Origin of the sequence: Bacillus cereus group sp. BfR-BA-01430, assembly GCF_022663115.1 — a bacterium.
Classification (GTDB): domain Bacteria; phylum Bacillota; class Bacilli; order Bacillales; family Bacillaceae_G; genus Bacillus_A; species Bacillus_A cereus_BD.
In genome coordinates, this window is the sequence record NZ_JAKUEW010000001.1 from 294,676 (window position 1) to 311,127 (window position 16,452).

Here is a 16,452-nt window from a genome sequence, read left to right on the forward strand (position 1 = left end):
GGTGTAACATCCTGTCAAATCATAATAGATAATCATATGACAATCAGGAAGGAGTTTTACATCGTCGTATGGAACTTTAATACATACATCTCCATATGTCATATCTACCATTTCCTCTTTATACGAAGCAATGATAAAGTAGGGATAGTGAATATAATAAAGGGGTAAATTGTAGAATGGATTTTCAAACAATCAAAGAATACTTTTCAGCAGAAAATATGGACCAACTTGTCGAGAGTTACCGGGCGTTTGGTCCGCTCCTTGGCATTGGCTTGCCGATGGCAGAAGCGCTTATTCCTGTACTTCCACTGATCGTATTTGTTATGGCAAATGCGGTTGCTTTTGGTCTATGGCTTGGATTTTTCTATTCTTGGCTCGGTTCGGTGCTAGGTGCATTTCTTGTTTTTCTTGTCATTCGTAAGTTTGGGCGAAGTCGCTTTTTTTCTTATATCAATAAACATCCGAAAGTGCGAAGTGCAATGGGATGGATTGAACGAAAAGGATTCGCACCTATTTTTGTATTGTATTGTTTTCCATTTACGCCATCTGCATTGATTAATGTAGTCGCGGGATTATCGCGCATTAGTGTAAGGCAGTTTGGATTAGCTTTAATACTTGGAAAACTTGTTATGATTTTCATGTTAAGCTATATCGGTCATGATTTAACTTCTTTTATTCATAATCCTTTAAAAACAATTATTGTGATAGGGGTTATTTTTATTCTTTGGTATGTTGGTAAGAAAATTGAAGTGAAATTAGAACTGCATTGAGAAGAGAAGTCCGCACTGTGCATACAGCGTCATTGTAGAAAAGGGTGAGGGGAGAGGCTGATGAAGCAAACTTTGAAAAAAGAAAGCGTAGAGTGGATGAGAACGATTCTTATCGGGATACTGCTAGCTCTTTTTTTTCGAACGTTTTTCTTCTCGACTTATGTTGTAGAGGGAAAGTCGATGATGCCAACGCTTCAAGATGGTAATATGCTTGTTGTGAATAAAGTGAGTTATCAAGTTGGAGAGTTACATCGATTTGATGTTGTTGTGTTCCATGCGAATAAAAAAGAGGACTATGTAAAACGAATCATTGGTTTACCTGGAGATCATATTGAATATAAGCAGGATCAATTATATATTAATGGTCAATTTGTTAAGGAACCGTATTTAGAAACATATAAGGAACAAGTGAAAGGACGCCAGTTGACAGGAGATTTTAAGTTGGAAGAGTTAACGAAAAAAAAGGTTGTGCCAAAAGGGTATATTTTTGTGCTTGGCGATAACCGTCTTGGGAGCTGGGATAGCCGACATTTTGGCTTTATAAAAGCAGATGCGGTTGTTGGAAAAGTCGATTTACGTTATTGGCCGATTAACGAAATGCAAATGAACTTTTCAAAAGGTGAATAGAATGTTTTATAATATAGAAAAGAGGAAAAAAGGCAAGCAGTCTCTGTTTGTCTTTTTTCGTGTCCTATCATACAATGATGACAGAAACGAATGTTCGTTATATAGGTGAAAGGTGGGGTTACATGACACTTCGATTTGTGATTGGAAGAGCAGGAAGTGGGAAAAGTACACTTTGTTTACGAGAAGTGCAAGAAGAGTTAAAAGAGCGCCCAAGAGGGAAAACGATTTTATACCTTGTTCCTGAACAAATGACATTTCAGACGCAGCAGGCGTTAATAGGAAGTGAAGAAGTAAGGGCTTCTATTCGTGCACAAGTGTTTAGTTTTTCACGGTTAGCTTGGAAAGTGTTGCAAGAAGTAGGAGGGGCAAGTCGTCTTCATATTGATGAAGCGGGTGTGCATATGTTACTTCGCAAAATTATTGAATCGCGCAAAGAAGGATTATATGTGTTCCAAAAAGCCGCTGAACAAAATGGGTTCTTTGAACATCTTGGCGGTATGATTGCAGAGTTTAAACGTTACAATATAACGCCATCTCATGTATATGAAATGTGGCAACAGTTAGACGCGCATAGCAGTAGCGCCGAACAAAAGTTGCTGGCAAATAAAATATATGATTTGCAGCTATTATATGATGATTTTGAACGAGCTTTAATTGGAAAGTATTTAGATTCGGAAGATTATTTACAGCTTCTTATTGAGAAACTGCCGTTTTCCGAGTATGTAAAGGATGCCGAAATTTATATCGATGGATTTCATTCGTTCTCTCCGCAAGAACTTGAAATTATAAGGCAGTTAATGAGATGCGGAGCAAGGATGACAATTACATTAACGGTGGATGAAAAGTCGTTAGCCCAGCCAGTCAATGAACTGGATTTGTTTTATGAAACAGTGCTGACGTATGAAAAAGTAAAACAAGTAGCACGGGAAGAAAAAGTTGTAATGGAAAAAACGATACCGCTTGTAGAACAGCCGCGGTTTCATTCTCCAGCGTTAGCGCATTTAGAAGCTTACTATGAATCGCGTCCGAACGAAAAATTTTACGGAGGGGCGAGCATTGCCATCCATACAGCTGCGAATTTACGGGCAGAAGTAGAAGGAGTAGCGCGAGAAATTCGTAGACTTGTCGCAGAAGAGAAGTATCGTTACCGCGATATTGCCGTACTTCTTCGAAACGGAGAAAGCTATTATGATGTGTTAAGAACATTATTTGCAGATTATGATATTCCGCATTTCATTGATGAAAAGCGCCCGATGTCTCATCATCCGCTAGTAGAATGCATTCGTTCTGCTTTAGAAATGATTAGTGGGAATTGGCGTTATGATGCTGTTTTTCGCTGCGTGAAAACAGAACTTTTATATCCGCTAGATGTAAAAAAAGAAGTGATGCGTGAAGAAATGGATGAATTTGAAAACTACTGTTTGGCATACGGTGTCCAAGGTAAGAAATGGACCGCTGATGAGCCGTGGACGTATCGTCGTTATCGCTCTCTTGATGGAGTGAAAGAAGTGATAACAGATAGTGAACGCCAAATGGAAGAGAAAATGAACCGTCTTCGCGAGATTGTAAGAACGCCGGTCATTCGCCTGCAAAAAAGATTGAAACGTGCAAGTACCGTTATGCAAATGTGCGAAGCTGTATATTTATTTTTAGAGGAGCTAGATGTTCCGAAGAAATTAGAACAATTACGCGTACGTGCTGAAGAAAGCGGAGATTTCTTATTTGCGACAGACCATGATCAAGTGTGGGAAGAAGTGATGAATCTTCTTGATACATTTGTTGAGATGCTTGGAGAAGAAAGTATGTCTCTATCGGTGTTTATTGATGTGATGACGACAGGGCTTGAGGCACTTCAATTTGCCAATATCCCGCCATCGTTAGACCAAGTATTAATTGCAAATATCGATCGCTCTCGACTTTCAAATATTCGGGCAACATTTGTCATTGGTGCAAATGAAGGCGTGATGCCAGCTACGCCGACAGATGAAGGGATGCTTTCTGATGAAGAAAGAGACGTTCTTGCAGCAGCGGGCGTGGAATTAGCACCAACGACAAGACAAACGTTATTAGAAGAACAGTTTGTGATGTATCAAATGGTGACAAGAGCATCTGAGAAACTATATATTTCTTGTCCGCTTGCAGATGAAGAAGGAAAGACATTACTCGCTTCTAGTTTTATGAAGAAAATAAAGAGAATGTTTCCTGATGTGAAAGAGACGTTTATAACAAATGATGTAAACGACTTAGCGCGCGCAGCACAAATTTCATATGTAACGACGCCAGAAGTAACATTGTCATATGTGATGCAACAACTGCAAACGTGGAAACGATACGGGTTTGAAGGCGATTTAGATTTTTGGTGGGATGTATATAATTTCTACGTTACTTCCGATGAATGGAAGCAAAAAAGCAATCGCGTCTTATCCAGTTTGTTTTATCGAAATCGTGCGAAGAAACTAAGTGCAGCTGTAAGTCGAATTTTATACGGAGAGAAAATAAAAGGAAGTGTCTCTCGTATGGAATTATTTAATCGCTGTGCGTACGCTCATTTTGCGCAGCACGGTTTATCATTGAGAGAGCGCGATATATTTAAATTAGATGCACCAGATATTGGAGAGTTATTCCATGCAGCGCTAAAGAAAATTGCGGACAAGCTCTTGCGTGAAAACCGGACTTGGGCGGATTTATCCGTAAAAGAATGTGAGCATCTTTCCATATTAGTAATAGAAGAAATTGCTCCATTATTACAAAGACAAATTTTATTAAGCTCAAATCGCCATGCTTACTTGAAACAAAAATTACAGCAAATCATTTTTAGAACATCGCTTGTGCTAAGGGAACATGCCAAGGCGAGCGGATTTGTTCCAGTTGATTTAGAAGTTCCGTTTGGCATGGGAGGCAATGGTTCATTACCACCGATGGAATTTACATTATCAAACGGTGTGAAAATGGAAGTTGTCGGCCGCATTGATCGGGTTGATAAAGCGGAAGATGAGAGCGGTACGTTCCTTCGCATTATTGATTATAAATCGAGCTCGAAAGCGCTGGATTTAACAGAAGTATATTACGGATTAGCATTGCAAATGTTGACGTATTTGGATGTCGTCATTTCTAATGCTGGTACGTGGATGAAACAGGGCGAAGTCGCATCACCAGCAGGCGTGTTATACTTCCATATTCATAATCCACTTGTTGAGGTGAAAGGTGACGCTTCTGAAGACGAGATTGAGAAAGAAATTTTAAAGAAATTTAAAATGAAAGGACTCGTACTTGGAGATGCTGATGTTGTTCGTTTAATGGATAACAAACTAGCAACAGGAAGCTCTGATATTATTTCAGCCGGGTTGAAAAAAGACGGAAGCTTCAGCGCACGCTCTAGCATTGCAAGTGAACAAGAATTTTCTGTGCTGCAAAAATATGTACACCATACGTTTGAAACAATCGGAAATGACATTACAGAAGGTGTCATTGATATTGCTCCCTATAAAATGGGGAATAAAGCAGCGTGTACATTTTGTAACTTCCGCTCTGTCTGCCAGTTCGATGAATCGCTGGAAGACAATCAGTTCCGTACATTAAAAGATATGAAAGATAGTGAAGCAATGGAGAAAATTCGAGAGGAGGTTGGCGAATGATGGCAGAAAATTGGCCAGCAAAACCAGAAGGTAGTCAATGGACAGATGATCAATGGAAAGCTGTTGTGGCGCATGGACGCGATATTTTAGTTGCAGCAGCAGCAGGGTCCGGGAAAACAGCAGTACTCGTTGAACGTATCATTAAAAAGATTATTAATGAGGAGAATCCAGTCGATGTCGATCGCTTACTCGTCGTAACATTTACGAACGCAGCCGCGCAAGAGATGAAAAATCGAATTGGAGAAGCGTTAGAGAAAGTGTTAATGGATGAACCGAGTTCACAGCATATACGGAAGCAGCTGAGCTTATTAAATAAAGCTTCCATTTCAACAATTCACTCTTTTTGCTTACAAGTCATTCGTTCCTATTATTACATGCTTGATATCGATCCTCGTTTTCGCATCGCGAATCAAACGGAAAATGAGTTATTAAAAGAAGAAGTGTTAGATGACATATTAGAAGAAGAGTATGGAATAGAAGAGAATCAACTATTCTTTGAACTTGTCGATCGCTATACGAGCGACCGTAATGATGATGATTTACAGCGAATGATTTTGGCACTTCATACAGCAGCAGGAGCGCATCCAAATCCAGAAAAGTGGCTTGATACATTAGTAGGAGCGTATGACGTGGAAGGAAAAACAATTGAAGATTTAATGTATGCTTCTTATTTATTAGAAGATGTGAAATTCCAGCTTGAAACAGCAGAGGAACATATTCGAAAAGCGATGGAATTAGCGATGCTTCCTGATGGTCCTGCTCCGCGTCTGGAGACATTACAAGCGGATCTCGTTTTACTAGAAACGCTATCTCATGCGGCGCAGAAGTCGTGGACAAGTGTATATGAAGCAATGCAACACGTATCGTGGCAAACGTTAAAGCGTATTAAGAAAAGCGATTATAACGAAGATATTGTGAAACAGGTCGATTCGCTTCGCAATCAAGCAAAAGATGAAGTGAAGAAATTACAAGAAGAACTGTTTAGTCGTAAACCAGAAAGCTTTTTACATGATTTTCAAGAGATGCATCCTGTATTAGGAAAACTCGTGCAGCTTGTTAAAGAGTTCTCGAGTCGATTCCAAGCGGTAAAACGTGATAAAGGAATGGTTGATTTTACAGATTTAGAACATTTTTGTTTGCAAATTTTAAGCGAGCAAGGTGAAGATGGGGAACTGCGCCCATCGCCAGTTGCACTTCAATACCGCAATACATTTGCGGAAGTTCTCGTCGATGAATATCAAGATACAAACTTCGTTCAAGAATCCATTATTAAACTCGTAACGAAAGATTCGGAACAAGAAGGTAATTTGTTTATGGTCGGTGACGTAAAGCAGTCTATCGTGCGCCCATAAGGGTGTTGCATATTTCACCAGTAGGCGGTGAATTAACTACAGAAACGGTTAAAATACCAACCGACTTATCTCTGCGGGAAACCAAAGGGGGAGTGTAGCATGTCGGGAAAGCCATAAGTTAACCTAAACGGAAAGGTTACGACTGAGTGGCGAGGTATAAAAGATGAGTATGAGGAAGAAGGCTAAACTGCTTGAAGAACAGTCTGAGCGGGGCAATGTTTCCCGTCTAGGAAACCGTTTGAAACCTAGAATCTATCCTGCTTTACGTCATAAATGGAGACGTTAAAGCATGGGGAAGCGTACTAGATCGATGCGCTGACCTAGTTTCTGAATGAATAGGATGGACGCACCCATAGATATGGGAAAAGGATGAACGTTCCTTCCGACAACTGATCGAGCCTGTATGCAACATACTAAATGGGGATTACCTAAGTTGGAACGCCACTACAGGCTATGTACAAAGGTACTGAATATCCAATATGGTAACGGAGTTCTCGTAGTAGTCCGAGATGGGGAAAGCCCATTACATGGCGAAGGGGGACAGCTTACAAAGTATAAACAATGATGAAAGGAGCGAAATGCTCTATGCAAAATTCGGAAGTTGTATTATACAATCTATCCAAGCAAGCTAGTAAAGAAAATTATCGTTATGACAGGTTGTACAGAAACATGTACAACAAAGAGTTCTATATTAAAGCCTATACAAAGATATACAAAAATAAAGGTAGCGCAACAAAAGGAATAGAGGAAGAAACGGCAGATGGTTTTGGAGATGAAAAGATAGAATCTATTATCTCTTCATTAAAGGATGAAACGTACCAACCAAAACCAGTAAGAAGAGTAAATATCCCAAAGAGTAATGGGGAAACAAGACCACTTGGTATCCCAACTTTCACCGACAGAATCGTTCAAGAAGTATGCAGGATGATACTAGAGGCAATATACGAACCAACATTTTCAGAGTTCTCTCATGGCTTCAGAGAAAAACATAGTTGTCACTCGGCTCTCATGCAAATCAAAAATACGTTTACTGCGGTTAACTGGTTTATCGAAGGGGACATAAAAGGGTTCTTCGATAACATAAACCATCATGTACTCATCCATATACTTCGCAAGAGGATAAGCGATGAACGCTTTATCCGGCTCATATGGAAATTCCTAAGAGCGGGGTATCTCGAAGATTGGAGATACAACAACACATATAGCGGAACGCCGCAGGGTGGAATTGTGAGTCCGATCTTAGCAAACATATATTTGAATGAGCTTGATTATTTTGTGATAACTGAACTAAAACAAAAGTTTGATCAAGGAAAGCCAAAGAGTCGTAAACGAAATACGGAATATCGTAAATATGATATGAGAAATCAAAGGCTTAAGAAAAAAATTGATATGATACGTGATCAAGCAATGAGAGAAACGATGATACAGGAATATAAGGAGAACAAGAAGAAGCTTCTAAACCTGCCCTACTATGAACCGAATCATGAGGAGTATAAAAGTCTTAAATATGTAAGATATGCAGATGACTTCCTCATAGGGGTAAATGGGAGCAAGGAAGATTGCCAACACATAAAAAGCGTGATTAGCAAGTTCCTAAGTGAGAAACTTGAACTAGAAATGTCGGAAGAAAAGACTCTTATTACACATAGTACAAAATCCGCAAAATTTTTAGGATACGACATTCGTATAAGTCGTGATGTAGCGGTAGCAAAAGATAAGAACAATGTGGCAAAAAGAAAATACCGTGGTTACGTACAACTACGAATACCAAAAGGAACGATAGAAAGAGTCATTGTGGATAGAAAGATGGTCAAAGATATCGATGCGAAGCAATGGGATATGCTTCACAGACCGAGACTTCTAGGTCTATCAGATTTAGAAATAGTGGAAACATACAATGCCGAGTTAAGAGGTTTATATCATTACTATTCCTTAGCTGAAAATGTATCAAAGAAAATGTGGCAGTTGAAATACGTCATGGAATATAGCTGTTTGAAAACACTTGCTAATAAATACAAATCCACAGTCACCAAGATGAAAACAAAATACAAACAAGGCAAGTACTGGGGGATAAAGTATCAAACGAAACATGGAGAAAGAATAGCTTATTTCTATAAAGACGGTTTTACTAAACGAAAAGTTAGCCACAAAAAAGATATTGATACAAAACCTAACCTTTATGTATATCAAGGGAAAACAGATTGAGAACAAAGATTGAATGCAAAAGAATGTGAACGCTGTGGAGACAATCACCCTGATACGAAATTTGAAGTTCATCATGTCAATAAGGTGAAAAATTTAAAAGGTAAAACGTATTGGGAAATGATGATGATCGCAAAGCAGAGAAAAACATTCGTTGTATGTAAAAAATGTCATAACGAAATTCATAAAACGAGAGGATAGATATTTGTAAGTGGAGAGCCGTATACTCTGAGAGGAGTACGTACGGTTCGGGGGGGAGTGTCTGGAAACCTACTGTAGAGATACAGCAAGGCGTTGGATGCTTACCCTACTATCGATTTCGATTAGCAGAACCCGGCTTGTTTTTAGGAAAATATAAACGCTTTACACAAGAAGGATTAGAAGGCGGAATGAAAATTGATTTGGCGAGAAACTTCCGCAGCCGTCATGAAGTATTATCTGGTACAAACTTTATCTTCAAACAAATTATGGGCGAAGAAGTTGGTGAAATTGAGTATGATGCGGATGCTGAATTAAAGTTAGGTGCGAGTTATCCAGACGGAGAAGATGTAGCGGCAGAGCTATTATGCATTCACCAATCTGAAGAAGAAGTGCTAGATGGAGAAGAGGGAGAAGAAGTAGAAAAAGCGCAGCTGGAAGCGCGTCTCATTGCGCAGCGCATAAAAGCGATGGTTGACTCAGGATATACAGTATATGACCGGAAAACGAATGAAATGCGCAATGTCCAATATCGTGATTTTGTTATTTTACTGCGCTCGATGCCGTGGGCGCCGCAAATTATGGAAGAGTTAAAACTGCAAGGAATTCCAGTATACGCAGAACTTGCAACGGGCTATTTTGAAGCGACAGAAGTAAATATTATGATGAATGTTTTCCGCGTTATTGATAATCCAGTGCAAGATATTCCGCTAGCAGCTGTACTTCGTTCGCCAATTGTTGGGCTAAATGATGAGGAACTTGCGATGCTGCGTGCACATGCAAAGAAAGGCTCTTTTTATGAAGTGATGCGCTCGTTCTTACGAGGAGCACCGCTTGAAGAAGAGAAGGAGCTGCATGAAAAGCTAGAATGGTTTTATCACTTACTGCAAGAATGGCGTGAGTTCGCGCGTCAACAACCTCTTTCCGACTTAATTTGGAAAGTGTACCGCGAAACGGGATATTATGACTTTGTCGGTGGATTACCTGGCGGAAAACAACGCCAAGCAAACTTGCGTGTTTTATACGATCGCGCAAGGCAGTATGAGGCGACATCATTTAGAGGATTATTCCGCTTTTTACGCTTTATTGAGCGCATTTTAGAACGCGGTGATGATATGGGAACTGCAAGAGCTCTTGGAGAACAAGAAGATGTCGTTCGTATTATGACCATTCATAAAAGTAAAGGATTAGAATTCCCGGTTGTGTTTGTGGCAGGGCTTGGCCGTCGTTTTAATACGCAAGATTTAATGCAGCGTTTCTTATTGCATAAAGATTTCGGATTTGGTTCACAATTCATTGACCCGCGCAAGCGAATTAAATATACAACATTATCGCAACTAGCGATTAAACGAAAAATGAAACGCGAGTTAATCGCGGAAGAAATGCGTGTATTATATGTTGCGTTAACGCGTGCAAAAGAGAAGTTAATTTTAATTGGAACGGTGAAAGATAAGGAAAAAGAAATGGAAAAATGGCTTGATACGCGGGAGCATACAGAATGGTTACTACCAGATTATGTGCGCGCGAGTGCATCATGTTATTTAGATTGGATTGCTCCTTCCTTATACCGACATCGAGATAGTGAAATGCTCCTTGAATTAGGACAAGGTAATATTCCAAATGAAATTTATGAATATGATACAAGCTGGAAAGTAGAATTCGTTGATGGCAAAACGTTACTTGCACCAGAGCCAGCTCAAGAAGAAAAGCAAGAGTTGTTAGAAGCGCTGCGTGAGAAAAAGGCTGTTCCGTTAGAGAGTGAACGAAAAGATGAAGTATATGACCGATTAATGTGGAAATACGAATACGAGGATGCAACGCTTCAACGTGCGAAGCAATCTGTTACGGAAATTAAAAGAAATTATCAATCGGAAGATGGAAGTGATACGGCCTTTATTCAAAAGTTGCGCGCGCCAATTCGAACACGACCGCATTTTATGGAGAAAAAAGGCTTAACATATGCAGAGCGCGGAACAGCCGTTCATGCCGTTATGCAGCATGTTGATTTGAAGAAGCCTGTTACAATTGAATCTATTCAAGAACAAATCGCAAAAATGGTGAATAAAGAGATTTTAACGCTTGAACAAGCAGAAGAAATCAGTGTCGAAAGAATAGTGGCATTTTTTGAGAGTCATATTGGAAAACGAGTATTAGAAGCGAAAAGTGTTGAGCGAGAAGTACCGTTTACGATGATGCTTTCAGCAGAAGAAGCATATCAAAATTGGCAAGGTAAGAGCGAAGAGGCGATACTCGTACAAGGGGTAATCGACTGTATGATCGAAGAAGATGATGGTATTACGTTAATCGACTTCAAAACAGATACGATTGAAGGGAAATTTCCAGGCGGATTCGATCAGGCGAAACCAATTTTAGAAGAGCGCTATAAAGTACAGCTTTCCTTATATGCAAAAGCACTAGAAAAAACGTTACAACACCCTATAAAAGAAAAATGTTTATACTTCTTTGATGGAAATCATGTAATTACGATTGAGGAATAGAAATGGCGTGAGAAAAAAGCGGTGTAACATGACGGCTTGGAAATAAAGAATGGCATGTGAAAAAGTAGGAGAATCGTCTCCTACTTTTTTTATCCCGCTATTTTAGGGCAGTAAGACTCCCACTTCAAGATTCAGAGAGAAGCAAGGAAGATAGGTGGGAGTAGGGCTGCCCGTAACAGCCCGGTTGGTGAGGGCTAATAATCCGTGGGGGATGAAGAAAACCCCCACGGATTAAAGTTTCACTTTATGCTGTCACGATTTGGTCTTGGTCTGCTACATCAGGGTCAAATGTATTTGTTGCGCTTACACCGTTAAATGTGTTGATAACAAAAGCGACATTTGAAGCACCTGAGCCATTGTAGGCTTTCGTATTTTCTTTTGGAGAAACATTATAAAAATCACCTAAGTTAAAAGAGCCATTACTGTTTTGCACGATAAGGTTTCCGACAACAGATGGCATAAGATTCCCCCACTTCATTCGTCTTCTTCTCAACATTATATGGGTGATGTTTCAAAAGGTTCATTCATATATTGACGGATTTGCATAATCCGAGAGTTGCTAAATACATAGTCAACAGAGCCGATTTGAAAACAAGCTGAGTTTAATAGTGTGAGTAAGTTGACATCGTTTACTTCGATAAAAGGACATTCGTTTGTAATATTCAGTTTGACATCAGTTGAACGTTTTGGGATTGTAATATATTTATCAGTAAACAGTTTAAAAGCATCAAGTCGACCTTCACCTTTTAAATAAAAAGGGATTTCTCGATGCACCGCAAGTGCTCTACTTTTTAATGCCATTTGATTTGCATCTCCGACTTGGAAGACGGCACTAATCCCCATCGATACGACGGAAGCATTTTGTACTACCGAGACATGTCGAAACATAGGAGTTCTTCTCCTTAACCTGGAGTAGAAGGAACATCTGTAACAAGTGGTACAAACGGTCCTTCTGTCACAGATTCAAACGGCGTATCAAGAATAGAGGAGAGAATAAGGAGATTTGCGTCTCCAATTAAAAAAAGGGAGGAAGAAGATACCCCATTTGTTTTAATTTGCCCTACTTTCATTTCACGGTTGATCACATGTAAGTTCATATACTTACTCCTTTCGGAAGTTACCTGGTATATGTTGAATAAACGAAAGAAAAGCTTTATCAATATCCTGCTTCATCGCTTGAATGATGACAGCATGCAACTGTTCTGGATTCGAGGTGATATCGTCATATGGCTGCACTTGGGATAAGTAGTAAGGAAGGCGATGTTCCATTTGTTTTTTTATATCATCTATCATCATTTGACGATGCATTTCATCAAGAGGTGTTCCTTCCTCTCTTTCGAAATGAAGAATTCTATTATATGCTTCTTCATCTAAATAACGATGCATTTCTTGAATAATCCCTTGATAAAAGTCTGGATGAATATCTTGTTCTGTTTCAGGGTTTACTTTCAATGTTTCTGTATCTACTTGAAAGTCTTCAATTTGTTGTCCGGTCTTAGCAAAAGGATTTAAGCCGATATTTAATGTCCCATTTAAATTTTCTACTTTTAACTGATCGAATTTGTATTCCACTTTTCCTATGGAAGAGGAGGGACGACTTTTTAATTCTTCAAGTTCTTCTTGTAGTGCATACACTTGTTGTTCTAAGGCATGAATGGTGTTTTGTTGTTGTTGAAGAATTTGTTGAAATTGCTGTAAATAAATATATACATCTTGATTCATGAAATATAATCTCCTTTTCAATAGGGAGGGTGTATGCTATATATTTATGATGCAACTCGTTTAAGAAGAACTAGTTGTTGGGTTAATCGAAATAATTTGTCCTTTTGCTTTGAGCGGACGGACGGGTGCTGTAAAACCTCCTGTATTTGAAAATTTGGAGAGGGATTTAATACTTCCAGCTGTCCCAATTTGAAAAATAGAAGACGTTGTAATGCTATCTATTTGAATTTTGTTAATGATAATACTCTGCTGCACATAGAAGTTCAATTTGTTATCGCCTCCTTTTAATTCGTCCCTACAATCGCTTGGTCAACGACATCGGTATCATTAACAGTCGTTGTATTTTGATAGTTATATACAGACACGTTATCTCCAACATTAAAAGAACCAGCTCCTGCGAAGGCACGAGAGTAACTAATAGGCCGAATTGCAAATACATCTCCGATATGAAAAATTCCGCTTGATCCAATATTGACAATGCGAATCTGTCCAACCATTGCTGGCATAGCAAACACCTTTCATCAATAAAATTTTTAGTTTGTTATTATGTATGACTCAAAAAGTATATATATGTTTCAGAAAACGGCAGTCTTTCTTTTCTTTCTACTTAGGAAAAATAAAAGACATACATCTTAATGAGTATGTCTATTTATCGTATGAATGGCGGGAGTGTTTGTTTGTATAAGAGAAATAATATTTAAGAGCCTGTCCAATTCTTGACTACAATTTACTGTTTTTTGAGAGGTAATTCCATAACGTTCAGCAAAATAGATCAGTTTTTTCCGCTTTTTTTCAATTACTTGCTCAAACATACAATCGGCTCCACTCTATATAGATTTTTAGATATATATGTAGTACATATTATACAAAATTTCCATAAAAAAGAAATAACTTCGATAAAAAAAGTAAAAATTCTACATTTTATTCGAAAAAGCAAGTAAGAACCAATTGTAAAATAAAGAATATTGTAAAAAATAAGGGAGGATAGAAGGGTTTTTTCTAAGGAATGCGAATACAATTATAGTGTATGAGTTTTAGGATGGAGAGTGGAAATCTTGCGCTTTGTGACGGTGAAGAAAGATGAGAAAGTGTTTATTGGTGTTGTAGACGAAGAGGAAAAGAAAGTACTGCATTTAAGAGAAGCACAAAAACAAAAGGGTGAAAAGGTTACGCTTCCAATTACCATGTTAGAATATATTGAAAGAGGAAGCGAATGTATGGAAAAGGTGCGTGAAATTGTAAATTGGGCAAACGAAAATAAACTAGCAGCTTACTATTCCTTACAAGAAGTGAAACTATTAGCTCCTATACCGAGACCGCGGAAAAATATTCTTTGCGTTGGGAAAAATTATCGTGAACATGCGATCGAAATGGGAGGAGAGGAATCTATCCCAAACAATATAATGATTTTTACGAAGGCACCTACGACTGTAATAGGGAATGGTGAAAAAATTAATAGCCATTCGCACGCGACGAGTGAATTGGATTATGAAGGTGAACTCGCGATTGTCATTGGAAAGCGAGGCAAACAAATTCCAAAAGATAAAGCAATGGAATATATATTTGGTTATACGATTGTCAATGATATAACAGCGCGGGATATTCAAAGAAAGCATAAACAATTTTTCTTAGGGAAAAGTTTTGATACATTTTGTCCGATGGGACCGTATTTAGTGCATAAATCAGGGATTCAGTCTCCCAGTCAATTACACATTGAAACAAAGGTAAACGGGGAAGTTAGACAAAGTTCTAATACGGAAAATATGATATTTCCGATAGAAGAAATTGTGTCCACTGTGAGTAAAGGAATGACGCTTGAGCCTGGAGATATTATTGCAACCGGGACACCCGCGGGCGTTGGAAAAGGCTTTAATCCGCCAAAATTTTTGCGTCCTGGTGATGAAGTGATCGTAACAGTTGAGGGCATTGGAACATTAAAAAATATCGTAAAATAAAAGACTACCTTTTTGGAAAGAGGTAGTCTTTCTTTCGATCTTTTAGTTCAAATTTCATTTCAAATCGTAAGAGAGGCTGTCCGAAAAAAGAGGATAGCCTCTTTTATATTAAGATAATACAGCCTTAATTTTTTGGAAAGCCCACTCTAAATCGTCTTCAGAAATAACAAGAGGTGGCGCGATGCGAATGACATTCTCATGAGTTTCTTTACATAGTAAGCCTTCTTTTTTTAATTTCTCGCAATATGGACGAGCAGGCTCATTTAATTCGATTCCGATAAATAATCCTTTACCACGAACTTCTTTAATCATAGGATTCTTAATTTCTTTTAATTGGTCGATTAATTTTTCTCCTAGTTGAAGAGAGCGCTCTGTTAATCTTTCATCTTGTAATACATCGAGAGCAGCGATCGAAACGGCACATGCAAGTGGGTTACCACCGAATGTAGAACCGTGAGAACCTGGTTCAAATACGCCTAGAATATCGCGATTTGCTGCAACGCAAGAAATTGGGAATACGCCGCCGCCTAGTGCTTTACCAAGGATATACATATCAGGAATGACCTCGTCCCAATCGCATGCAAATAGCTTACCAGTACGGCCTAGTCCTGTTTGAATTTCATCTGCAACAAATAGGACATTCTCTTTCTTACATACATCATATGCTTCTTTTAAGAATCCAGCTGGTGGAATGTTGATGCCAGCTTCACCTTGAATTGGTTCTAAAATAAATGCTGCTGTATTTGGTGTAATAGCCGCTTTTAATGCTTCTAAATCGCCGTAAGGGATTACGATAATACCAGGAAGCATTGGGCCAAATCCGCGTTTATATTCATCGTTAGACGACATAGAAACGGCACCCATTGTACGTCCATGGAAGTTATCTTCACAAACGATAATTTCAGCTCTATTTTCTTCTACTTTTTTCACATCATATGCCCAGCGGCGTGCTGTTTTGATTGCGGTTTCAACAGCTTCCGCGCCTGTATTCATTGGAAGAATCATATCTTTATGAGTGAGTTGCGCTACTTTTTCATACCAAGGGCCTAATTGGTCGCTATGGAAAGCACGTGAAGTAAGCGTAACGCGATTTGCTTGTTCAATTAAAGCGTTGATAATCTTTGGGTGACGATGTCCTTGGTTTACCGCAGAATATGCACTAAGTAGGTCCATATAGCGATTTCCTTCAGGATCTTCTACCCAGACACCTTCTGCTTTTGCGATTACGATTGGAAGTGGGTGGTAGTTGTTAGCTCCGTATGTGTCTGTAAGTTCAATAATATCCTTTGTTTGAATCATGATTGTTCCCCCTTTTGTTATTACAAGAAGTTTGTAAATACTCTAAATATTATATCATTTAAATGTAAAAAAGCGAAACATTTCCTAAAAAAGAAATAGACATGTTATCATATAGGGTGAATAAGTGTGAAAAAGAGGAGGTTGGGGATTGTGACAACACATTTGCATATTACAGCATGGGTATTAGGGCTTCT

General features: G+C 38.8%; 12 protein-coding genes and 3 pseudogenes. 7 read left to right on the plus strand and 8 right to left on the minus strand.

The genetic code is table 11. From position 1 onward, the window contains the following. The first annotated feature begins 176 nt into the window (after nucleotides 1–176). The 6 genes and pseudogenes from MR058_RS01530 to addA form a co-directional block, all read left to right on the plus strand. Complete coding sequence (locus MR058_RS01530; protein WP_242142210.1) at nucleotides 177–770, plus strand: TVP38/TMEM64 family protein; 594 nt, start codon at nucleotides 177–179, stop codon at nucleotides 768–770. A gap of 60 nt (nucleotides 771–830) precedes the next feature. Further along, the gene (gene lepB, locus MR058_RS01535) at nucleotides 831–1,397 is read left to right on the plus strand and encodes a signal peptidase I (protein WP_242142212.1); all 567 of its coding nucleotides are present in this window, start codon (nucleotides 831–833) and stop codon (nucleotides 1,395–1,397) included. Nucleotides 1,398–1,519: 122 nt separating this feature from the next. Further along, nucleotides 1,520–5,032 (plus strand): helicase-exonuclease AddAB subunit AddB, encoded by a 3,513-nt coding sequence (addB, locus tag MR058_RS01540; protein WP_242142813.1) that lies wholly within the window; start codon nucleotides 1,520–1,522, stop codon nucleotides 5,030–5,032. Then, nucleotides 5,032–6,378 (plus strand): annotated as a pseudogene (locus MR058_RS01545) (UvrD-helicase domain-containing protein); the annotation flags it as partial. The gene addB and the pseudogene MR058_RS01545, both read left to right, overlap by 1 nt. A gap of 591 nt (nucleotides 6,379–6,969) precedes the next feature. Then, nucleotides 6,970–8,787, plus strand: a pseudogene (locus MR058_RS01550) (reverse transcriptase domain-containing protein). 110 nt (nucleotides 8,788–8,897) lie between these two features. Further along, nucleotides 8,898–11,282 (plus strand): annotated as a pseudogene (addA, locus tag MR058_RS01555) (helicase-exonuclease AddAB subunit AddA); the annotation flags it as partial. Nucleotides 11,283–11,526: 244 nt separating this feature from the next. Here addA and MR058_RS01560 read toward each other — a convergent pair. The 7 genes from MR058_RS01560 to MR058_RS01590 form a co-directional block, all read right to left on the minus strand. After that, nucleotides 11,527–11,742 carry a spore germination protein gene (locus tag MR058_RS01560; protein WP_242142814.1) on the minus strand — a complete coding sequence of 72 codons (216 nt, stop codon included), beginning with the start codon at nucleotides 11,740–11,742 and terminating at the stop codon, nucleotides 11,527–11,529. A gap of 35 nt (nucleotides 11,743–11,777) precedes the next feature. Further along, nucleotides 11,778–12,170 carry a spore germination protein GerPE gene (locus MR058_RS01565; RefSeq protein ID WP_242142213.1) on the minus strand — a complete coding sequence of 131 codons (393 nt, stop codon included), beginning with the start codon at nucleotides 12,168–12,170 and terminating at the stop codon, nucleotides 11,778–11,780. 14 nt (nucleotides 12,171–12,184) lie between these two features. Further along, nucleotides 12,185–12,379 carry a spore gernimation protein GerPD gene (locus MR058_RS01570; protein ID WP_242142216.1) on the minus strand — a complete coding sequence of 65 codons (195 nt, stop codon included), beginning with the start codon at nucleotides 12,377–12,379 and terminating at the stop codon, nucleotides 12,185–12,187. Between the two features lie 4 nt (nucleotides 12,380–12,383). Next, entirely contained in the window at nucleotides 12,384–13,004 is a 621-nt protein-coding gene (gerPC, locus tag MR058_RS01575; RefSeq protein ID WP_242142218.1) for a spore germination protein GerPC, read from the minus strand. 60 nt (nucleotides 13,005–13,064) lie between these two features. Next, nucleotides 13,065–13,271: a spore germination protein GerPB gene (locus MR058_RS01580; protein ID WP_242142219.1), complete on the minus strand. Its 207-nt coding sequence runs from the start codon at nucleotides 13,269–13,271 to the stop codon at nucleotides 13,065–13,067. Nucleotides 13,272–13,288: 17 nt separating this feature from the next. Further along, nucleotides 13,289–13,510 (minus strand): spore germination protein, encoded by a 222-nt coding sequence (locus tag MR058_RS01585; RefSeq protein WP_011983955.1) that lies wholly within the window; start codon nucleotides 13,508–13,510, stop codon nucleotides 13,289–13,291. 126 nt (nucleotides 13,511–13,636) lie between these two features. Next, nucleotides 13,637–13,816 (minus strand): aspartyl-phosphate phosphatase Spo0E family protein, encoded by a 180-nt coding sequence (locus tag MR058_RS01590; protein WP_242142221.1) that lies wholly within the window; start codon nucleotides 13,814–13,816, stop codon nucleotides 13,637–13,639. A gap of 243 nt (nucleotides 13,817–14,059) precedes the next feature. On the opposite strand from MR058_RS01590, the gene MR058_RS01595 reads away from it, so the two are divergent. Beyond that, nucleotides 14,060–14,959, plus strand: coding sequence for a fumarylacetoacetate hydrolase family protein (locus MR058_RS01595; RefSeq protein ID WP_242142224.1), 900 nt, complete (start codon nucleotides 14,060–14,062; stop codon nucleotides 14,957–14,959). Between the two features lie 108 nt (nucleotides 14,960–15,067). On the opposite strand, the gene MR058_RS01600 is transcribed toward MR058_RS01595, so the two are convergent. Next, the gene (locus MR058_RS01600) at nucleotides 15,068–16,258 is read right to left on the minus strand and encodes an ornithine--oxo-acid transaminase (protein WP_242142226.1); all 1,191 of its coding nucleotides are present in this window, start codon (nucleotides 16,256–16,258) and stop codon (nucleotides 15,068–15,070) included. Between the last annotated feature and the right edge of the window lie 194 nt (nucleotides 16,259–16,452).